The sequence below is a fragment of the Blautia luti genome (assembly GCF_033096465.1).
GTDB lineage: Bacteria > Bacillota > Clostridia > Lachnospirales > Lachnospiraceae > Blautia_A > Blautia_A luti.
Genome location: NZ_AP028156.1, coordinates 2,132,920 through 2,155,297, shown reverse-complemented (window position 1 = coordinate 2,155,297; position 22,378 = coordinate 2,132,920). Strand labels below are relative to the sequence as shown.

Annotated in this window: 15 protein-coding genes, 1 tRNA gene, 1 pseudogene and 1 other annotated feature; of the genes and pseudogenes, 13 read left to right on the top strand and 4 right to left on the bottom strand. The window is 43.6% G+C overall.

Translation table 11 applies throughout. The annotated features are described in order from the left end of the window. Positions 1–101 precede the first annotated feature (101 nt). From xdhA to R8695_RS10070, 6 genes and pseudogenes are all read left to right on the top strand, one after another. Positions 102–2,375 carry a xanthine dehydrogenase subunit XdhA gene (gene xdhA / locus R8695_RS10095; protein WP_154779792.1) on the top strand — a complete coding sequence of 758 codons (2,274 nt, stop codon included), beginning with the start codon at positions 102–104 and terminating at the stop codon, positions 2,373–2,375. Between the two features lie 16 nt (positions 2,376–2,391). Beyond that, positions 2,392–3,276 carry a xanthine dehydrogenase subunit XdhB gene (gene xdhB, locus R8695_RS10090; protein WP_118508835.1) on the top strand — a complete coding sequence of 295 codons (885 nt, stop codon included), beginning with the start codon at positions 2,392–2,394 and terminating at the stop codon, positions 3,274–3,276. Continuing rightward, a complete protein-coding gene (gene xdhC / locus R8695_RS10085) occupies positions 3,273–3,761 on the top strand; it encodes a xanthine dehydrogenase subunit XdhC (RefSeq protein WP_118508836.1) in 489 nt (162 codons plus the stop codon). Before xdhB ends, xdhC begins: the two co-directional genes overlap by 4 nt. Before the next feature lie 81 nt (positions 3,762–3,842). Then, positions 3,843–4,708, top strand: a pseudogene (gene yqeB / locus R8695_RS10080) (selenium-dependent molybdenum cofactor biosynthesis protein YqeB). Beyond that, positions 4,668–5,384: a selenium cofactor biosynthesis protein YqeC gene (gene yqeC, locus R8695_RS10075; protein ID WP_154779790.1), complete on the top strand. Its 717-nt coding sequence runs from the start codon at positions 4,668–4,670 to the stop codon at positions 5,382–5,384. The pseudogene yqeB and the gene yqeC overlap by 41 nt, the downstream one beginning before the upstream one ends. 6 nt (positions 5,385–5,390) lie before the next feature. Beyond that, positions 5,391–5,975: a nucleotidyltransferase family protein gene (locus tag R8695_RS10070; RefSeq protein ID WP_154779789.1), complete on the top strand. Its 585-nt coding sequence runs from the start codon at positions 5,391–5,393 to the stop codon at positions 5,973–5,975. Between the two features lie 126 nt (positions 5,976–6,101). Here R8695_RS10070 and arcC read toward each other — a convergent pair whose 3' ends face one another. From arcC to dpaL, 4 genes are all read right to left on the bottom strand, one after another. Further along, the gene (gene arcC, locus R8695_RS10065; protein ID WP_154779788.1) at positions 6,102–7,046 is read right to left on the bottom strand and encodes a carbamate kinase; all 945 of its coding nucleotides are present in this window, start codon (positions 7,044–7,046) and stop codon (positions 6,102–6,104) included. A gap of 146 nt (positions 7,047–7,192) precedes the next feature. After that, complete coding sequence (gene ygeW, locus R8695_RS10060; protein WP_118508841.1) at positions 7,193–8,386, bottom strand: knotted carbamoyltransferase YgeW; 1,194 nt, start codon at positions 8,384–8,386, stop codon at positions 7,193–7,195. A 241-nt stretch (positions 8,387–8,627) separates the two neighbouring features. Further along, positions 8,628–9,938 carry a YgeY family selenium metabolism-linked hydrolase gene (locus tag R8695_RS10055; RefSeq protein WP_154779787.1) on the bottom strand — a complete coding sequence of 437 codons (1,311 nt, stop codon included), beginning with the start codon at positions 9,936–9,938 and terminating at the stop codon, positions 8,628–8,630. 78 nt (positions 9,939–10,016) lie between these two features. Next, on the bottom strand, positions 10,017–11,246 hold the full coding sequence (gene dpaL / locus R8695_RS10050) for a diaminopropionate ammonia-lyase (RefSeq protein ID WP_154779786.1): 1,230 nt from the start codon (positions 11,244–11,246) through the stop codon (positions 10,017–10,019). A 211-nt stretch (positions 11,247–11,457) separates the two neighbouring features. On the opposite strand from dpaL, the gene R8695_RS10045 reads away from it, so the two are divergent. The 7 genes from R8695_RS10045 to R8695_RS10015 all read left to right on the top strand — a co-directional run bounded on the left by R8695_RS10045 (position 11,458) and on the right by R8695_RS10015 (position 22,377). Continuing rightward, complete coding sequence (locus R8695_RS10045; protein WP_118508844.1) at positions 11,458–12,699, top strand: DUF1015 domain-containing protein; 1,242 nt, start codon at positions 11,458–11,460, stop codon at positions 12,697–12,699. A 148-nt stretch (positions 12,700–12,847) separates the two neighbouring features. Next, positions 12,848–12,921 (top strand) — tRNA-Pro (locus tag R8695_RS10040). A gap of 48 nt (positions 12,922–12,969) precedes the next feature. Next, positions 12,970–13,226, top strand: a binding site (T-box leader). 129 nt (positions 13,227–13,355) lie between these two features. Next, positions 13,356–15,011 carry a 2-isopropylmalate synthase gene (locus tag R8695_RS10035; RefSeq protein WP_205730792.1) on the top strand — a complete coding sequence of 552 codons (1,656 nt, stop codon included), beginning with the start codon at positions 13,356–13,358 and terminating at the stop codon, positions 15,009–15,011. 405 nt (positions 15,012–15,416) lie between these two features. After that, a complete protein-coding gene (pflB, locus tag R8695_RS10030; RefSeq protein ID WP_020993932.1) occupies positions 15,417–17,672 on the top strand; it encodes a formate C-acetyltransferase in 2,256 nt (751 codons plus the stop codon). A gap of 18 nt (positions 17,673–17,690) precedes the next feature. Further along, on the top strand, positions 17,691–18,431 hold the full coding sequence (gene pflA, locus R8695_RS10025; protein ID WP_154779785.1) for a pyruvate formate-lyase-activating protein: 741 nt from the start codon (positions 17,691–17,693) through the stop codon (positions 18,429–18,431). A gap of 254 nt (positions 18,432–18,685) precedes the next feature. After that, complete coding sequence (locus R8695_RS10020; protein WP_118508846.1) at positions 18,686–21,178, top strand: methyltransferase domain-containing protein; 2,493 nt, start codon at positions 18,686–18,688, stop codon at positions 21,176–21,178. A 293-nt stretch (positions 21,179–21,471) separates the two neighbouring features. Further along, positions 21,472–22,377, top strand: a complete 906-nt coding sequence (locus R8695_RS10015; RefSeq protein ID WP_118508847.1) for a cell wall hydrolase — start codon at positions 21,472–21,474, stop codon at positions 22,375–22,377. Position 22,378: the final 1 nt, after the last annotated feature.

Genomic DNA, 22,378 nt, shown 5'->3' with positions numbered 1-22,378 from the left:
CGGACATCAGTCCTGAGGGGAACAGATAATACCTTGGGGGGTGAGTCCGGCTTTCTTTATATCATAAACCAGAACAAAAAAAGAATAGAGAAGGTGAAAACATGATTGGAAAGAGTGTTCCGAGAGTAGATGCCTATGATAAAGTAACAGGACGTGCGAAATTCACAGACGATATGGCTCCTGCCAACTGTCTGATTGCAAAGGTCTGTCACGCAAAGATCGGCAACGGTATGGTAAAATCAATTGATACCAGCAAGGCAGAGGCTCTGGACGGCGTAGTGAAAGTAGTTACTTTTAAGGACGTACCGAATCATTGTTATCCTACACCAGGACATCCCTGGTCAGTAGAGACTGCTCATCAGGATGTTGCAGACCGCAATATCCTTACAGGCAGAGTCCGTTATTACGGAGATGACATTGCAGCGGTAGTGGCAGAGGACGAAATTACAGCCCAGAGAGCAGTAAGGTTAATTGAAGTAGAGTATGAGGAATATCCGGTAGAAATCCATCCACGTAAGTCCATGCTGGGAACTAATCCTCCGGTCCATGAAGAGAAGAAAGATAATATTCTGGTAAGTTCCAATTATTCTATCGGGGATGTAGAAAGAGGGTTAGAGCAGGCTGCAACTGTATTAAAACGCAGTTACAAGACGCCTATCGTACAGCATTGCCACATTGAGAACCCAATTTCCTATGCATACATGGAAAATGGCAGGATTGTAGTGGTAAGCTCTACACAGATTCCGCATATTGTCCGCCGTGTGATCGGTCAGGCTCTGGGAATCCCGTGGGGAAAGATCAGGGTCATTAAGCCTTATATCGGTGGTGGATTTGGAAATAAGCAGGATGTACTTTATGAGCCGTTAAATGCATTCCTGACTATGCAGGTGGGGGGCAGACCGGTCAAACTTGATGTGAGCAGAGAAGAGACTTTCTGCAATACAAGAACCCGTCATTCGATCGAATACGATCTGACAGCAGGCGTAGATAAAGACGGATATCTTCTTGCAAAAGACATGGTAGCAATCTCCAACCAGGGAGCATATGCTTCTCACGGACATGCGATCGCGGCCAATGGACTGACTTCCTGGAGACTGCAGTATGCCTGCCCGAATATCAGTGGAAAGGCGTATACGGTATATACCAATACACCGGTAGGCGGAGCTATGCGTGGATATGGAATTCCGCAGGTATGTTTTGGCATTGAGTGTTTTATGGATGATATAGCGAAAGAAATCGGGATGGATCCGCTGGAATTCAGAAAGAAGAATCTGATCCATGGATATTATGAGGATGCTTATCTGAAACCGATCGCTGCAAATACGAATGGTATTTTTGAATGTCTGGAAAAAGGGGCTGCATATATTCACTGGGATGAGAAGCGGAAAGAATATGCAAACCAGACCGGAAAGATCCGCAGAGGTGTGGGAATGTCATTGTTCTCCTATAAGACAGGTGTATGGCCGATCTCTCTGGAGATCGCAGGTGCCAGAATGACTCTGAACCAGGATGGAAGCATAGGTGTGATGCTGGGAGCAACAGAGATTGGACAGGGTGCTGATACTGCATTCTCCCAGATGACAGCAGAAGTATTGAATATGGATATCGGTAATATTCATATCCAGACCATGCAGGATACAGATGTAACACCATTTGATACAGGTGCTTATGCATCCCGCCAGTCCTTTGTAACCGGAACAGTAATAAAGGATTGTGCAAATCTTCTGAAAGAGAAGATCCTGGCTTATGCAAAACAGCTGATGCCTGAAGAGACAAGAGAATTATGGCTGGATCATGGCTGGATCATGGCAGGAGAGGATCAGGCAATGACTCTTGCAAATCTTGCACTGGAGAGTTATTACAGCCTTACAAATTCTTCCGTACTTACAGCTGAAGTTTCCGAACAGGTGAAGAAGAATACGATTGCTACAGGATGCTGCTTCGCAGAGGTAGAAGTAGATATTGAACTTGGCAAGATTAAGATCCTCCATATTATCAATGTTCATGACAGTGGTAAACTAATTAATCCACAACTTGCAGAAATGCAGGTTCATGGCGGTATGTCCATGGGAATGGGCTATGGCGTTTCTGAACAGCTTCTTCTGGATGAGAAGACAGGCAGACCTTTAAACGGAACCTTGCTTGATTATAAACTGATGACTATGATGGATACTCCGGATATCAAAGCTGATTTTGTAGAACTGGATGATCCAATCGGACCATTTGGAAACAAGGCACTGGGTGAACCACCGGCAATTCCGGGCGCACCTGCGATCCGTAATGCAGTTCTGCATGCAACGGGTGTAGCATTTAATGAGAACCCTCTGACACCACAGAGATTGATCGATGGCTTTATGAAAGCCGGTCTTATTTAGAAGGAGGGGGGATTTTATGTACGATATTGAGAAATATTATGAAGCCAGAAGTGTAGAAGAAGCTGTACGGCTGTTAAACGAGCATCCGGAGGCAAGGATCATCTCCGGTGGAAGTGATGTCCTGATCAAAACCAGAGAGGGAAAATTTGCAGGTACCTCTCTGGTGAGCATTCACGGGATTGAAGAGATCAAAGGGGTAAGAATGGCTGAGAACGGTGACATTTATATTGGTGCCGGAACAGTATTTTCACATATTACCAATGATGAGATTATAAAGAAGCATATTCCAGTACTTGGAGAAGCAGTAGATCAGGTCGGTGGACCACAGGTAAGAAATATTGGTACGATCGGTGGTAATATCTGCAATGGAGCAGTCAGCGCAGACAGTGCACCGACAGTATTTTCCCTGAATGCCATGCTTCGTCTGGAAGATGGAAAAGAAGGCCGTCTGGTTCCTGTAAAAGATTTCTATCTGGGGCCCGGCCGTGTGGATCTGAAACAGGGAGAGGTTCTGACTTATGTGATCATTCCTGCGAAAGAATATCAGGGATACCACGGACATTATATCAAGTATTCCATGCGTAATGCCATGGATATTGCGACCATCAGCTGCAGTGTAGTAAGTAAGGCTGATCTGGCCGCGGGAGTTCTGGAAGACGTGCGTATTACATTTGGTGTTGCGGCTCCGGTTCCATATCGCTGTGTAAAAACTGAGGAGGCGTTAAAGGGTGCGAAGATTGATGAGAATTTTTATGAAAAAGCAGCACAGCTTGTCCGTGAGGAAATCAACCCTCGAGATTCCTGGAGAGCATCCAAGGTGTTCCGTCTGCAGATTGGCGGAGAGATTGCATCCAGAGCATTAAGACGTACCATTGAACTTGCAGGAGGTGACAGGGCATGAAAAAACAGATGCAGCTTGTACAGTGTACAGTAAACGGAAAAGAAGTAGCGGAATATGTAGATGTAAGGGAGTCACTGCTGGATATGCTGCGTAACCGTCTGGGACTTACTTCAGTAAAGAAGGGCTGTGAGGTAGGCGAATGTGGAGCCTGTACAGTCATTATTAATGGTGAGACAATAGATTCCTGCATTTATCTTGCAGTATGGGCAGAGGGAAAGAACATCCGTACTCTGGAAGGACTGGAAAAAAACGGCGAACTTACCAGAATTCAGGAAGCTTTTATTGAAGAGGGAGCTATACAATGTGGATTCTGTACTCCGGGATTTATTATGTCGGCTACAGTTCTGCTTGAACGCGGCGAGAAGCTTTCCAGAGAGGTTATCCGTAAGCATATGGCGGGAAATCTCTGCCGCTGCACAGGTTATGAGAATATTGTCAATGCAATAGAAAAAGTAATGGACGAGAATGCTGCTGATAATGTATAATATATAAAATAAAAAAGTAAGATTACTGTAACTTTGCGGACAGTAATTGCAGAAAAATAACATAAGAGGAAGACAGTAACAATGACCAATGTAAAAAATGCCGGAAATGAATTAAAGAATGTAGTAATTGTAAGAGGAGGTGGCGATCTTGCCAGCGGTACGATCCAAAGACTGTATCGTTGCGGATACCGTGTTCTGGTTTTGGAGTGTGAGAAGCCTACTGCAATCCGAGAATGGTATCTTTCTGCGAAGCAGTTTATGACGGACAGTCTTCCGTAGAAGGCGTGCTGTGTAGAAAAGTAAACAATATACAGGAATGCGAAACTGTATGGACGGCAGGAGAGATCCCACTTATGGTAGATACGGTAGGAGATACTCTTAAGAAATACAGACCGGCAGCATTGGTAGATGCGATCCTTGCCAAACGAAATCTGGGGACCACAAGAGAGATGGCAGATCTGACGGTTGCTCTCGGACCGGGCTTTGTGGCGGGAGATGACGTGGATTATGTAGTCGAGACTATGCGTGGACATAATCTTGCAAGAGTGATCACGAAAGGTGCGGCACTTCCGAATACGGGAGTTCCGGGTGTGATTGCGGGATTTGGAAAGGAACGTGTGCTCCATGCTCCTGCAGCAGGAGAGATTCACTGTATCTCAAAGATTGCTGATATTGTAGAGAAAGGCCAGATTCTTGCATGGATTGGGGATACGCCTGTCAGGGCTTCTCTTACAGGCGTTCTCCGTGGAATCATCCGTGATGGATTTATGGTACCTAAGGGAATGAAGATTGCGGATATTGATCCGCGTAAGGAACAAAAGAAGAACTGTTTTACAATCTCCGACAAGGCTCGCTGTATTGCAGGCAGTGTCGTGGAGATCCTGCTTTCAGAAGGAGTGATGCCATATGAAAAAACAGGTCGAATTTCTGGAACTACTGCAGATTGACTATAAAAAATATCCGGTGATCGCTGTAGTGGGCGGGGGAGGGAAAACCAGCCTGATCTACCGCCTTGCCGATGAGCTTCTTGACAGAGGAAAGAAAGTGATCATCACAACCACAACCCATATGGCGGGAGAATCCGAACTTCCTTTTGCAAGGGGAGGAGATGCTGTTGAAGTAAAAGAAATGCTGGATAGAGAAGGATATGTGATCACTGCTGAATATGAAGAAGAAACAGGCAAATATGCTTCTCTGAAAGAGGGAAAGCTGGAAGAATTGAAGGAGTTGTGTGACGTAATGCTTATAGAAGCAGATGGGGCGAAACATCATCCTGTAAAAGTACCGGCAGAATGGGAACCAGTGATCCCTGCCTGCGCAGATATCGTGATCAGCGTGATCGGTCTGGACTGTCTGGGGCAGCCGATCAGACAGAGCGCATATCGTATGGAACGGACTTCGAAATTTCTCAAGAAAAGCCTGGAAGCGCCTATCACAGAGGAAGATATCGTAAAGATCGCAACTTCCATCTGTGGACTCTTTAAGGATGTAGAGGAGCGAATCTACAGAGTTTATCTGAATAAATCGGATGTTCTGTCAGAGAAAACACCTGCAGAATATATCGTAGAAGAACTGGAGAAGAAACATACGGTTGCAGCATATGGAAGCCTTTGGGAGGAATAGATTACTTTGAAAATTGCAATGATCATGCTGGCGGCTGGAAACAGCCGCCGTTTTGGCGCAAATAAACTATTATATGAAGTGAATGGGATGCCAATGTACAGGCATGTACTGGGACAGCTTATACAGGTAAAAAATCATCTGAAAGAAAGTATAAGATGTGAGATTACGGTAATAACTCAATATGATACGATTGCCGAGACGGTTAAAGAACAGGGGATACAGGTGCTGTATAATCGACATCCGGAACAGGGGATTTCTTCATCTTTAAAGATCGGGCTGGATGCAAATCTGGATGCAGATGCTGTTCTTTTTACTGTATCTGATCAGCCATGGCTGACCAGTGAAACAATCTATGAACTGCTTCAGGCATTTCTGGAGAGCAAAAAAGCAGCTGCCTGTGTTTCTTATCAGGACAAGATGGGAAATCCATGCATTTTTTCCAGGAAATATTATGGTGAACTTCTGGCACTGGAAGGTGATAAAGGTGGTAAGAAAGTACTTATGAAGCATCTGGAGGATACCTGCATTTATGAGGTAAAAAATGCCAGAGAACTTAAGGATATAGATTATTGCAGACAAACCGAAAACTAAAAGAGTTCTGGCATAAAATCGTCAGAACTCTTTTAGTTTAAGAAGATTTGTATGGCAGATACTGCTTTGAGAATATGTGTTTTGGTAAGGATTGATTCATTAATGAAGTATCTGCAAAGTCACAAATTAAAGATGGATTATGGTTCCTGTTTTTCCCTGGATGCCGTCTTTAGCTTTCTCCAGTAAAGTGATCATGGCAGTTCTTCCCTCTTTGGAATTTGCGAAATCAACAGCAGCCTGAACCTTCGGGAGCATGGAACCTGGGGCAAACTGTCCCTCGGCGATATATTTCTTAGCATCATCTACAGTCAGATCATCTAACCATTCTTCGTTCTCTTTGCCGAAGTTTACAGCAACTTTTTCAACTGCTGTAAGGATGATAAGCATATCTGCATCCAGTTCTTTGGCCAGAAGACAGCTTGCAAAATCCTTATCAATAACGGCTGATGCGCCCTTGAGATGATGTCCGTTAAGAACTACAGGAATTCCACCGCCTCCGCAGCAGATAACGATTTTATTTGCATCTACCAGACTGTTGATCGCATCCTGTTCTACAATCTCAACAGGTTTTGGAGATGCAACAACACGACGGTAACCGCGTCCTGCGTCTTCTTTCATAATGTGTCCGTAAGCCTGTGCCTGATGGTCAGCTTCCTCTTTGGTGAGAAATTTACCGATCGGTTTGGATGGATTTTCGAATGCAGGATCATTCGGATCTACACGAACCTGAGTAACAACGGTAACAACAGGTGTGCGGACAAAACCACGGATACGAAGTTCTTCTCTTAAAGCGTTCTGTAAGTCATAGCCAATATAAGCCTGACTCATGGCAACACAGACAGAGAGAGGAGTATTCGGCTGGCTCTCGTCTTCTCTGGAGAGAGCAGACATTGCATTGTTGATCATACCAACCTGTGGTCCGTTTCCGTGTACAACAACAACCTGATGACCTTCTTCGATCAGATCGCATAATGCTTTTGCAGTAGTTTTTACAGCTACCATCTGTTCCGGGAGAGTGTTTCCCAGTGCGTTTCCACCGAGCGCGATAACGATTCTTTTTCTTGTAAACATTTGTAAAAACCTCCTGATTAGGGCAAAGAGGGCCGCCGCGATAAACAATGTCTGCTTTTCTGCGACAGCCCGGTCTGCTATACAATATAGTAATTATTTTCTGACGATAATTAGATTCCTAATTAAAGTTTCTGCTTGGACACAAATTATTTCATGATTCTTGGAGCTGCTTTTACTTCGAGTTTCTTCAGGATATCCTGTGGTTTCTCGAATTTGGAGAGCATGATCATAGCAGCGATGATATATGGTTTGAAGCTTGCTTCTTTGTATAACGGGATTCTGTAACGATCGAATACAGAAGCATCAACCTCACCTGCTTCGCAGCTTACACCTGTGATGTCAGCTGGCAGGCAGTGCAGGTAAAGAGCTTTTCCGTTTTTTGTTGTTTTCATAAGTTCTTCTGTGCAAGCCCAGTCTTTGTGCTCTGCGTTCTGTGCAAGAAGTTCTTTCTCTAATTTATCGATTCCGTCGAAGTCGCCTTCTGCGTAAAGGTTTGTACGTTTTTCCATAGCTGCAAATGGAGCCCAGCTCTTTGGATATACGATATCAGCATCTTTGAAAGCTTCTGCCATGTTGTTTGTCTTTGTGAAGGATCCGCCAGTAGCTTCTGCGTTCTTCTTAGCGATTTCTTCAACTTCCGGCATTACATCGTATCCTTCCGGATGAGCAAGAACAACGTCCATACCGAAACGTGTCATCAGACCGATAACGCCCTGCGGAACGGAGAGTGGTTTACCATAAGATGGAGAATAAGCCCATGTCATAGCGATCTTTTTGCCTTTCAGATTCTCAACACCGCCGAATTCATGGATGATGTGGAGCATATCTGCCATACACTGTGTTGGGTGGTCAACATCGCACTGAAGGTTTACAAGAGCAGGTCTCTGCTCAAGGATGCCATCTTTGTTTCCTTCTGTAACAGCTTCCATAAATTCTTTCTGGTAAGCATGTCCTTTTCCGATGTACATATCATCACGGATACCGATTACATCTGCCATGAAAGATACCATGTTTGCTGTTTCACGAACAGTTTCACCATGAGCGATCTGAGATTTCTTTTCATCCAGATCCTGTACTTCCAGACCAAGAAGGTTACATGCGGAAGCGAAGGAGAAACGTGTACGTGTGGAGTTGTCACGGAAGATAGAGATTCCAAGGCCGCTCTCGAATACTTTTGTGGAGATGTTGTTCTCTCTCATGAAACGGAGAGCATCAGCAACTGTGAAAACAGCTTCCAGTTCATCATCTGTTTTGTCCCATGTCCAGAAGAAATCGTTGTTGTACATTTCTTTGAAGTTTAAGCTGTTTAATTTATCAATGTAATCCTGTAATGTTTTCATAAAATAAATACCTGCTATGCTTTGATAGCTTATCCTTTCCTGTATTAAATACCTGAATATCTGTGTTTGTTATTTACATTTCATGAATCTTTTTATGTATGTCAGTTAAATATACCATACATATGTAAAAGAGTGTTGCTTTTATTTACATCCCTGCCCGTTGGAGCAGGGATTATGTCTGGACACATATTAAGCCTCTGGGATTTAAGAATCCGTTGCCTAAAATTTTTTGAAGTTAAAATTATTTGCAGTATGCAGTTGGAAGAGCAGCGTATACAGCAGCGCATCTTACAAGATCGATCTTCCATGTTTTCTCATTCGGAGCATGAGCCTGTGCTTCTGCACCAGGTCCGAATCCGATACAAGGAATGTTGTTACGTCCCATGATTGTTACTCCGTTAGTAGAGAATGTCCATTTGTCAGTCAGAGGACGAGCTTTTCTCATTGCTTCTGTCTCTGCATTTCCGAGACGTTCTTCACCGTACAGTCCTTTGTAAGCTTCTTCCAGAGCCTGTGTTACTTTGTGATCTTTCGGGATTACCCATGTTGGGAAATAACACTCGATCGGATATACAAGGTCTGTGTAGGATGGACGGTTGTATTCATACATGGACACTGTAACGTCATTGCCATATTTCTTAACAGCCGGAAGAGCACGGATCTCATCCAGACAGCTTTCCCATGTTTCGCCTGCTGTCATACGGCGGTCAAGAGAAACAGAGCAGGAGTCAGCTACTGCACAGCGGCTTGGAGATGTGAAGAAGATTTCGGAAGTAGTAACTGTACCACGTCCAAGGAAACGAGCTTCTTCCCATTCAGGGTTGTATTTCTCATCGAGCATTTTTACAAGACCTTTGATCTCAGTAGTATCAGCTGCATCGTTTTCGTTTAATGCACGGATATCCCGGAGAATGTCAGCCATTTTGTAAATAGCGTTGTCACCACGTTCCGGAGCAGAACCATGGCAGGAAACACCTTTTACATCTACACGGATTTCCATACGTCCACGCTGTCCTCTGTAGATACCACCGTCTGTTGGCTCTGTGGAAACAACGAATTCAGGACGAACACCATCTTCGTGGATGATATACTGCCAGCAAAGGCCATCACAATCTTCTTCCTGTACAGTACCTGTTACCAGTACCTGATATTTATCATTTAAAAGACCAAGATCTTTCATGATCTTAGCACCGTATACAGCAGAAACGATACCGCCCATCTGATCAGATGTTCCACGTCCGCCGATTTCTTCTTCAGATTCGAAACCTTCATATGGATCGAATTCCCAGTTCTTGATGTTACCGATACCTACTGTATCAATATGAGCATCGAAACCGATCAGAGTTTTACCTGTTCCCATGTATCCGAGGATATTTCCCATTGGATCGATCTGAACTTTATCAAATCCGACTTTTTCCATTTCCTCTTTGATTCTCATGATATGTCCTTTTTCACCGCAGCTCTCGCCAGGAATTCGAACCAGGTCGCGAAGAAATCTGGTCATATCATCTTTATAACCCATTGCAGCTTCGTTGATTTTTGCGTAATCCATTTTTTTAACCTCCCAATATGTATAAGATATTATTTAGTTACAAATTTGCTGTTCAAAGTTTGTTCATCAAATTTGTGATTATTTACTTAATGATTCGTTTGTTCCATATAATCCGTCCCATACGATCTCGCGGTAACGAACAGGATCAGTGTCACCTTCTGTAGAAATAACAAGTACTACGGAATTCTCATCCAGCTTCAGAGCTTCTTTTAAATCTTTTGCATCTTCATCGTGAAGAGCAGTGAAGCAGAAACCAAGCGGAACAGAACCGGATTCACCGGAAACAACATGTGGATCATCTCCAAGTGGATTTGCGTAGATACGTGTTGCTTTTGCACTCATCCAGTCAGGACAGGATGCAAAGACATCTACATGGTTCTTCAGGATATCCCATCCGATGGTATTTCCCTCGCCACATGCAAGACCTGCCATAATTGTTTGGAGATCACCGGTAACATTTACCAGATCACCTGTCTTTGCAACAGCGGAGCGGTACAGGCAATCAGCAGCGCTTGCCTCACAGACAGCCATAACCGGCGGGTTATCTTTATATTTATGAGCAAAGTAACCAACTACAGCACCTGCTAAAGAACCAACACCTGCCTGAACGAATACGTGTGTCGGACGTTCAATTCCCGCTTCTTTTAACTGCTGATCAGCTTCGAGAACCAGTGTTCCGTATCCCTGCATGATCCAGGATGGAATCTCTTCATATCCGTCCCATGCGGTATCCTGAACGATGATTCCGTGTTCTGTTTTGGCAGCTTCTGCAGCGGCCATTCTTACACAGTCATCATAGTTGACTTCTTCAATCGTAACAGTAGCGCCCTCTTTGGCGATGTTGTCGAAACGGGTTTTGGTTGTTCCTTTAGGCATTCTTACGACTGCTTTCTGACCAAGGCGTTTGGCTGCCCATGCAACTCCACGTCCGTGGTTACCGTCTGTTGCTGTAAAGAATGTAGCCTGTCCGAATTCTTCTCTTAATTTATCAGAAGAGAGAACATTGTAGGGCAGTTCGCTGATATCACGGCCGACCTCTTTAGCAATATAGCGGCCCATTGCATAGGAGCCTCCAAGTACTTTGAATGCGTTTAATCCGAAACGGTAAGACTCATCTTTACAGAAAATATTTTTTACTCCTAAATACTTCGCAAGGGAAGAAAGGTTCTGGAGAGGAGTCACGCTGTATTGCGGGAAACTCTTATGAAATTCATTTGCTTTCTTTACGTTTTCTTCGGACATCAGTTCCAGATGTTCGTCATCCGATTTCGGAACTTCGTTTATAGTCCATTTTAATCCTTCTGTCATAAAATGACCTCCCTTAAAAATGCTTGTCGATGAATAATTTCTAAAACTATCATAACATATATTTGTAATTTTGCAATAGAAATATACAAAATTTTTTAGGTATTTCAAAAAAATATTAGGAACGTTGCCATCCTTATAGAAGTATGATAGAATATATCAGAAAAACAGCAGGTTTCTCCGGAAGGGAGAAGCAGGGAGAGGAGGGAATACCATGGCGGTATTTCAGGCATTTAAAGCACTTCGCCCCACGTCGGAAAAAGCGGCAGCAGTAGCCGCGCTTCCTTATGATGTGGTAAACAGGGAAGAAGCGCGTCAGATTGGAGAGAAGAATCAATTATCTTTTCTTCATGTGGACAGAGCAGAGATGGATCTGGAACCGGACATTGATCTGTACGATGAAGGGGTTTACGACAAAGCAAGAGAAAATCTTCAGAACATGGAAAAAGAGGGAATCCTGATCCAGGATGATACCCCGTGTTATTATATTTATGAATTGGTAAGAAAAGGCAGAACCCAGTCAGGAATTGTGGGTTGCAGCTCCATAGATGATTATATAAATGGAATCGTAAAGAAACATGAGCTCACCAGAGAGGACAAAGAGCAGGATAGAATTCATCATGTGGACAGCTGTAATGCTAATACAGGACCGATCTTTCTGGCCTGCAGATATCCACAGAGTCTGCTTGCACTGATGGAGCAGTGGAAAGCAGAGCATCCTGCAGCGTATGATTTTACAGAAGAGGATGAGGTGGCACATCGGGTCTGGGTGATCGATGCACCGGAAGTAACAGCGCAGATCTGCGAAGAGTTTGCAGGGATCGATTCTTTATATATTGCAGATGGCCATCATCGTGCTGCTTCTGCGGTAAAAGTAGGGCTGAAACGAAGAGAAGAGAATCCAGGATTTACGGGAAAAGAAGAATTCAATTTTTTCCTGTCTGTAGTTTTTCCTTATGATCAGCTGTGCATCCTTCCGTATAATCGTGTGGTAAAAGATCTGAATGGTCTGACAGTCAAGGCATTTCTGGGAGCACTTAAATTCAATTTTGAACTGATGCTGATGCCGGGATTTCCATGTAAGCCGGTAGAAAAGCACTGTATGGGAATGTATGTGGATGGACAGTGGTATCATCTGAAAGCGTGGCAGGATGTTTATGATAAGAAGGATGTAGTGGAGCAGCTGGATGTATCTATCCTTCAGGACAAGGTATTGAGTCCTGTATTGGGAATCAAAGATCCGCGGACAGACCAGAGAATTTCTTTTGTGGGTGGAAACCATAAAGCAGCAGAACTGGCCAGAATGGCAGACCAGACAGGCGGCGTGGCATTTGTCATGTATCCCACTTCCATGGTAGATCTGATGCAGATTGCAGACGAGGGCAGACTGATGCCTCCGAAATCCACCTGGTTTGAACCGAAACTCAGGAGTGGATTATTTATACATAAATTATAAGATACAACCATGCGGAGTTTTACGGAGCGTCTGGCAGATGGAAATCGGCTGGACGCTCTGCGTATTTTACAGGGTTTTATTTTCACTATATTATTTCGGAAAAAACAGTTGAAATGTTTCTGGACATTTGATATAATTTATTTCGTTACGGGGTATGGCGTAGCTTGGTAGCGCGCACGGCTGGGGGCCGTGAGGTCGCAGGTTCAAATCCTGTTGCCCCGACTGAAGTTTTAGTTAAAGACTTCAGCATCAAATTAAGAATTGAATAGTATAAATGCAATGATAAGGAATAGTACACATGGCCCGGAGCACAGAGAACTGCTGGCAGCTGAGAAGCAGTGGAAGGAAATTGTGGAACTCGCCTTTGAGTAGCTGTCTGAAATCTTAATGAGAGTAGGTGCAGACGGTGTCCACCGTTATATGGAGAGGATATAAGAATGATGCTTCATTCCGTATCCCATGAGGGTATGACGTAGTTCATAAATAAGAGTGGTACCGCGTAAGATATTTTATCTTTCGTCTCTTGCAGATAAGTCTGCGGGGATGAGAGATTTTTTTATGTCATTTATCCGAAGCAGGTGGTAAAACATGGCATCGGATCCAACCCGTGAGACAAACACAATATTTATATATTATACATATGGAGGAAGAGAAAAATGATGAATCCAAGCAAGTATCAGAGACAATATTTCATGCCGCCGGTCAAATGCATGAAATGGGCAGAAAAGGAATATGTAGACAATGCACCGATCTGGTGTTCCGTAGATCTTCGTGATGGAAACCAGGCCCTGGTAATCCCGATGAGTCTGGAACAGAAAATTGAATTCTTCAAACTTCTTGTAAAAATTGGTTTTAAAGAAATCGAAGTAGGTTTCCCGGCTGCTTCTGAAACAGAATATGAATTTCTGCGTACCCTGATCGAGCAGAATCTGATTCCACAGGATGTAACTATTCAGGTTCTGACTCAGGCCAGAGAGCATATCATCCGCAAAACTTTTGAAGCTGTCAAAGGCGCACCAAAGGCAATTGTACATGTGTACAATTCCACCTCTGTAGCTCAGAGAGAACAGGTATTTAAGAAATCCAAAGAAGAAATCTTAAAGATTGCAGTGGATGGTGCCGCATTATTAAAGAAACTGGCTGATGAAACAGAAGGAAATTTCCAGTTTGAGTACAGCCCTGAAAGCTTTACAGGCACAGAACCGGAATACGCTCTGGAAGTATGCAATGCAGTTCTTGATGTATGGCAGCCTACAGCAGATAACAAATGCATCATCAATCTGCCTGTAACTGTACAGCATTCCATGCCGCATGTATATGCAAGCCAGGTAGAATATATGTGTGAAAATCTGAAATACCGCGAGAATGTAATCGTATCTCTCCATCCGCACAATGACAGAGGATGCGGTGTTGCAGATTCTGAAATGGGATTACTTGCAGGTGCAGACAGAATCGAGGGTACTCTGTTCGGAAACGGTGAGCGTACCGGAAATGTAGATATTGTTACACTTGGTATGAATATGTATTCTCAGGGTGTAGATCCAAAACTTGACTTCTCTGATATGCCGCATATATGTGAAATATATGAAGAATGTACCGGAATGAAAGTAGGCGAAAGAAGTCCGTACAGTGGTGCACTTGTATTTGCCGCATTTTCCGGCTCTCATCAGGATGCAATTGCCAAGGGTATGCACTGGAGAGATGACAAGGATCCGGATCACTGGAATGTTCCGTATCTTCCGATTGACCCGACAGATGTGGGAAGAAATTATGACGCAGATGTTATCCGCATCAACAGCCAGTCCGGTAAAGGTGGCGTGGGATATATCCTTGAGACCAAATTCGGTCTTAACCTTCCTCCGAAAATGCGTGAGGCAATGGGATATGCCACAAAAGCTGTTTCAGACCACAAACATAAAGAGCTTCATCCTGACGAAATTTTCAATCTGTTTAAACAGACCTTTGAGAATATCACAGAACCGTACAGCATCAATGAAGTACATTTCCAGCAGAAAGATGGCGGTATTGTAACAAAAGTTACCTCTACTTTCCGCGGAAAGACAATCACTACAGAAGCATCCGGTAACGGACGTCTTGATGCAGTCAGCAATGCACTGAAGAAGGCATATGAGCTGAAATATTCCCTGGAAACATATCAGGAGCATGCGCTGGAGCGCAGTTCAAGTTCCAAAGCTATTGCTTATGTCGGTATCAAAAAGCCGGATGGAACGCTTGCCTGGGGTGCAGGAGTAGACGCGGATATCATTCGCGCATCTATTGATGCACTTGTAACAGCGATCAATAACCGTTAGATTGTTCCGACACGCCCGATTCTTTTCTGCTGTTTTTTGACTTCTGCAGGTCAGGCTAATATCCGCTTGGCAGGGGATAATATAGTTTACATAAAATATCAAAAATTAGATACCGGTCAGATTGTCCAGAGGACTTCCTGACCGGTATTTTTTTGTATTTATAAAAATACAAGAAAGTCTTAATGTACGCGATAAAGTACAATAAAGAAGCAAACTCCGATGAAAAGCTATCAGAATTGTATTTAATTAAAATCATAAAGGAAATTAATTGACATAACACTCATGTTTACGTATACTGACAGCATGGACAGAAAATTGTCCTAAATAAGTACAATTTACATTTTATTATCTCACTCCAGACCAGTGAGAGATGCGCGGAAATATTTTAGAGAAAGAGGTAAAAGAATGAAAAATTTCGAACAGTGGAATGGCTTTAAGGGCAACCGTTGGAAAGAAAAAATCGATGTACGTAACTTTATTGGAATGAACTATACACCATATGACGGTGATGCTTCTTTCCTGGAAGGACCTACAGAAGCTACAAACAAACTGTGGGGCAAGCTCCAGGCACTTCAGAAAGAAGAACGTGCCAAAGGCGGAGTTCTTGATATGGAGACAGAGGTAGTTACATCTCTGACAGCATATGGTCCCGGATATATTGATGAAGAAACAAAAGACCTTGAAAAAGTTGTTGGTCTTCAGACAGATAAACCTCTGAAACGTGCTTTCATGCCATACGGCGGTATCAAAATGGCAGAGCAGGCTTGTGAAACTTACGGATATAAAGTAAGTGACAAGATTAAAGATGTTTTCCACAACTATGAATTTAAAACTCACAACCAGGGTGTATTTGATATCTACACACCTGAGATGAAAGTAGCACGTCACAACAAGATCCTTACAGGTCTTCCGGATACTTACGGACGTGGACGTATCGTTGGCGACTACAGACGTGTGGCTCTGTACGGAATCGACGCTCTGATCGAAGGAAAACAGAAAGACTTCGCAGCATGCGACCGTCAGGGTATGAGACGTTATGACTTCCAGCTTCGTGAAGAGATCGCTGATCAGATCCGTGCTCTGAAGGGCATGAAAGTTATGGCTGAATCTTATGGATATGATATCTCCAAACCGGCCAAAGATGCAAGAGAAGCTTTCCAGTGGCTGTACTTCGGATATCTTGCAGCCATCAAAACTCAGAACGGTGCTGCAATGAGTGTCGGACGTATTTCCACATTCCTTGATATTTATATTGAAAGAGATCTTCAGAACGGAACTCTTACAGAGAAAGAAGCTCAGGAGCTTGTTGACCACATGGTAATGAAATTCCGTATGGTTAAATTTGCACGTATTCCTTCTTACAACCAGTTATTCTCCGGTGACCCGGTATGGGCAACTCTGGAAGTAGCAGGTATGGGACAGGACGGACGTTCCATGGTAACAAAGAACGACTATCGTTTCCTGCACACACTGGAAGATATGGGACCGGCTCCGGAACCAAACCTTACAGTACTTTATTCTTCAAGACTGCCTGAGAACTTCAAGAAATATGCTGCAAATATTTCTGTTACAACAAGTTCTGTTCAGTATGAGAATGATGATGTTATGCGTCCGGTATGGGGCGATGACTACAGCATCTGCTGCTGTGTATCTGCTACAGAGACAGGTAAAGAGATGCAGTTCTTCGGCGCTCGTGCAAACCTTGCAAAATGCCTTCTTTACGCGATTAACGGCGGTGTTGATGAGAAGACAAAACAGCAGGTAGGACCAAACTATCAGCCGATCACTTCTGAATATCTTGACTATGATGAAGTAATTGCAAAATATGATAAAATGATGGACTGGCTGGCTCATCTGTATGTCGGAACACTGAACATGATCCACTACATGCATGACAAATACTACTATGAAGCTGCAGAGATGGCTCTGATCGATACAAAGGTTGAGCGTTCTTTCGCAACAGGTATCGCAGGATTCTCTCATGTAGTAGACTCCCTGTCCGCTATCAAATATGCAAAAGTTAAAGCTATCCGCGATGAAGACGGCATTACAACAGATTTCCAGGTTGAGGGTGACTTCCCACGTTATGGTAATGATGATGACAGAGCAGACGAGATTGCAACAACTCTTCTGTCTACATTCCTTGAGAAACTGAAACACATCCATACTTACCGTGATTCCAAGCCAACCACATCTATCCTTACTATTACTTCCAACGTTGTTTATGGTAAGGCTACAGGATCTCTTCCGGATGGAAGAAAAGCAGGGGAACCTCTTGCACCTGGTGCAAACCCATCTTACGGAGCAGAGCAGAACGGTCTTCTTGCTTCCCTGAACTCTGTTGCTAAGCTTGACTATGAAGATGCTCTTGACGGTATCTCCAATACTCAGACAATCAATCCTGATGCTCTGGGACACAGTGATGACGAGCGTTCAGAGAATCTGGTACATGTACTTGACGGATACTTTGATCAGGGTGCTCATCACCTCAATGTAAACGTATTTGGTAAAGAGAAACTGATCGACGCTATGGAACATCCGGAAAAAGAAGAGTATGCAAACTTCACAATCCGTGTATCCGGATATGCTGTTAAGTTCATCGACCTTACAAGAGAGCAGCAGTTAGATGTTATTGCCAGAACCTGCCACGACAGAATGTAATTAATGGATGATGATATAATGGATAATAAACAGATAAAAGGCTATGTTCATTCTTTAGAGAGCTTCGGGTCCGTTGACGGACCCGGAGTAAGATATGTGATCTTTTTAAGCGGCTGTGCCATGAGATGCCAGTTCTGCCATAATCCGGATACCTGGAAGATGAACCAAGGTGAGCTTTATACTGCAGATGAGCTTCTGAAGAAAGCTTTGCGTTATAAGGGTTACTGGGGTAATAAAGGCGGTATCACTGTAAGTGGTGGTGAGCCATTGCTTCAGATAGATTTTCTTACAGAGCTTTTTAAGAAAGCAAAAGCACAGGGCGTGCATACGAATCTTGACACCAGTGGAAATCCTTTTACTGAGCAGGAACCGTGGCATTCCAAATGGCTGGAACTTATGAAGTATACAGATCTTGTAATGTTGGATATCAAGCAGATTGACGAGCAGGAGCATATTAAGCTTACCGGTCATTCTAATAAGAATATTCTTGCGATGGCACGTGAGCTTTCTGATATGAAGAAGCCTGTATGGATCAGACATGTGCTTGTGCCTGGTGGAAGTGATAAGGATGAATATCTGCACCGGTTAGCTGATTTTATCCATACTCTTTCCAATGTGGAGAGAGTGGAGGTGCTCCCTTATCATACGCTTGGTAAGTTTAAATGGGAGAATCTGGGGCTTTCTTATCCACTGGAGGGGGTTAATCCGCCGACGCAGGAGAGAGTTGATAATGCCCGGAGGATTCTTGGAGCTATTTAAAGAAATAAAAAATGAGACTGCTATATGGGGAGAGATTCCTGTATGGCAGTTTTTTATTACTAAAAGGGACACGCCGGGAAGAAAAATATTTGTTTCAGGTACGGTTTCGGGCACTAAGATAAATATTTTTCTGTCTGGCTGGTATTGGCGAATATCATAAATTTATATCCCCCGGGTAGGCTTGCTGGCAGGAGGGGAGTTTGTTATAATCTTGTCAAATGAAGGAAAAAAGGCGAAAGCGGAGGGATTATAGATTGAAGGATTTATTATCAGAGATTGAGAGTTACTGGACTACCCGTGCGGAGGGGTATTCAGAGGTAAATCATAAAGAATTGAACGGTATGCAGAAAGAGGCCTGGCTGGAGGTGTTAAAGAGTCAGTTTCCGGAGAAAGCGAAAGAGGAGCTGAAGATTCTGGATATCGGTACAGGTCCTGGCTTTTTTCCTGTTATTCTGGCAGAAGCGGGGTATCAGGTTACTGCGGTAGACTATACGCAGGAGATGCTGGATACTGCAAAGAAGAATGCAGGGGAGCTTTGCAGAAATATTAAGTTTTATAAAATGGATGCGCAGAATCTGGAGTTTGAAGATGATATGTTTGATGTTGTGATCAGCAGAAATCTGACTTGGAATCTGAAGAATCCTGAAAGGGCGTACAAAGAATGGTGCCGTGTTCTGAAACCGGGCGGTAAGCTGCTTAATTTTGATGCGAACTGGTACGGATATCTTTATGATGAAGAGAAGCGCCAGTCTTATGAAGAGGACAGAAAGAGTGTGGAGAGTGAGAATCTGGATGATCATTATCTATGTACGGATATTGACAGAATGGAGAAGATTGCACTGCAGATGCCTCTTTCTGCCATTAACAGACCGTCCTGGGACAGAAAGCTGTTAAAGGAAAATGGTTTTTCGTCTGTGGCGGTGGACACAGAAATCTGGAAGCGTGTGTGGAGCCAGGAGGAGAAACTGAACTATCATTCTACTCCGATGTTTATGATCAGTGCAGTAAGACAAGGAGAGGATATCTGGAATCGAAACGCAGATGAAAAAGAGAAAGCTGTACAGGAGCTGGATTCGCTCTGTACTGCACCAGGTACCAAAAAGAACGGATTTCTCAAACTTGGCGGTGGAGAGTTTGCACTTCCGTATACCGTGATCTGCGGAAAGAATCCGGGCAAAACAGTTCTGATCACTGCAGCAGTCCACGCAGGAGAACATGTGGGAATTCAGGCAGCTATAGAACTGGCTGAGAATCTGAAACCGGAGAAGATCAATGGCAGGGTGATCATTGTGAAAACAGTCTGTCGAAGAGAGTTTGAAGAACGAAGTGGCAGTATCTGCAGGGAAGATAATAAGAACCTGAACCGTGTTTTCCCGGGAAACCCGAAAGGAACCAGAATGGAACGCCTGGCCTATGCAGTGGCGCAGTCTTTGCACAGTGAGGCAGATTTCTATATTGATATTCACAGCGGAGATGACTATGAAGAACTGACACCATACATTTATTATGCAGGACGCGCAGATGCGGATGTTTCTGTAATGTCCAGAAAGATGGCAGAGCAGGCGGATGTACCTTATATGGTAAAGTCTGATGTAGCCTCCGGTGGTTCCTATAATTATGCGGCTTCCTGCGGAATCCCAAGTGTGCTGATCGAGAGAGGCCAGATGGGTGGATGGACACAGGAGGAAGTTTATTCCACAAGAAAAGACGTTCACAACATTCTCTGCTGCATTGGCGTTTATAATGAACTGAGAAATTACAGCACCTATTATCCGATGGAGATTGATGAGATGCGTTATCAGTCTTCAAGTGTGTTTGGTTTGTGGTATCCGACGAAGAAGCCGGGAGACCTTATTAAAGTCGGCGAATATCTTGGATGTACGAAAGATTACGAAGGAAATGTTCTGGAAAGAAGTTATTCAGATTTAAATGGCGTGATCCTTTATCAGGTGGCAAGCCTGCAGGTATTAAAAGAGGGTCCAATGATCGCTTATGGCAAATTCAGTTCCAGAAAAGATGAGCGAAAAGAGAGGATCACGAATTACTGGACAAAAAGAAGCGACAGCTTTATGAAACAAAGAAGAGCAGAGCTTCACAGTGATATGGCTGATAAATGGAAAAAAGAACTGAAAACTTTTTTACCGAAACTTTCAAAGGGAAAATTAAAGATTCTCGACGTAGGCTGCGGAGCCGGATTTTTCAGTATCCTTCTGGCAAAAATGGGCCATGAAGTGACAGGGGTTGACCTGACACCGGATATGATCACACATTCCAGAGAACTGGCAGAAGAAGAAGGCGTTTCCTGTACTTTTGAAGTTATGGATGCGGAGAATCCGGATTTCCCGGATGAGACTTTTGACGTGATCGTGTCCAGAAATCTGACATGGACCTTGCCGGATGCTGCCAGAGCATATAAAGAATGGATCCGTGTATTGAAACCGGGCGGAATCCTGATCAATGCAGATGCCAACTATGGTGCAGATAATTTTGCAGATACCTCAGGGCTTCCTTCCAACCATGCGCATTTTACAGTAGGGGATGCCATGATGCAGGAATGCGAAGAGATCAAGCGCCAGCTTCCCATCAGTTCCTATGTACGTCCTGCCTGGGATCTGGAAACGCTGGGCAGACTGGGGGTAAACAGATTTTCCATAGATCTTGGCATCAGCAGCCGCATTTATACCCGAAAAGACGAATTTTATAATCCTACCCCTATGTTTCTGATCTATGGGGAGAAAAAAGCATGATAAAAAGAATATTTGAAGAAAGAAGGAGGATCCTGTAAAAGGGATCCTTTTTCTGAGAGCAGGTGCCGAAAGAAGGAGATGGGATTTCCTTGACTGACGCAGAATAAAAAATATATAATAAGCACAGATGAAAGAGTATTACCTCTTATCCTATCAGTTTTGGACAAATGTTACAAAAATGTAAAATATACTTGACAGAATTGACTTTATTAAATATAATTTTCTTATAAATTACAAAAATGTTACATTGATTAAACAACTTTGTAAATAAAAAAGCACGAGGAATGGAAAGTATGAAAGTTCAAAAAAGATTAGATCAGTCCGGAGAAAAAAAGAAAACAAAACCAGCCGGAGATCCTGTTCGAAGCTTTATGCTGGTTACGGCATGTACCTGTGCAGCAGTTGTTCTGGCAGCAGGAGGACATGTTGCTGACAGAAACGGCAGGAATGAGGTGTATGCAGCTTCCGGGAATGAAAATGAAACTTTTTCCTCTCAGTCTGATGATACAGGATCGGAAATCCTCCCTACAGGAATCGCGGGAGTCATATCAGGGGTAAACGGTACGGTCAGTCAGCGGAAGTCTGTAGAGCGGATCGGAACTTCCTGTGAGCAGGTGATGGTTGGACAGCGTGTGAAGAAAATCGAAGACAGGGTTGCGGAGTTTGATGTAAGTGCATTTATGGAAAGTAAAGTCAATGCTCTGGATGAGAAAGTGATTACAGCAGTCCGGAACCCCACGATCATGTCTGATGAAGACTATGATACTCTTCTGCGTATCGTAGAGGCTGAAGCAGGAACCGAGGATATCAAGGGACGTGTTCTTGTGGCAAATGTGATCATGAATCGTGTAAAGAATGCAGAATTTCCCAATACTGTTACAGAAGTTGTATGGGAAACCACTAACGGAGTACCCCAGTTCTCTCCTACTTATGACGGCAGGATCAATGAAGTGGAAGTGACAGATGAAACAAAAGAAGCAGTGCGTCAGGCACTGGAAGGTACGGATTATTCAGAAGGTGCTTTGTTCTTTATACAGAAATCAGAAGCCGAGAAACATAATGTGACCTGGTTTGAAAAAAATCTGAAAAAACTGTTCAAACATGGGGTTCATGAATTCTATACATATCCGGAAGAAACCCAGAGTACAGAACCTAAGGACAGCGGGACAACTGTCCAGCTGGCGAAAAGTAATGGATAAG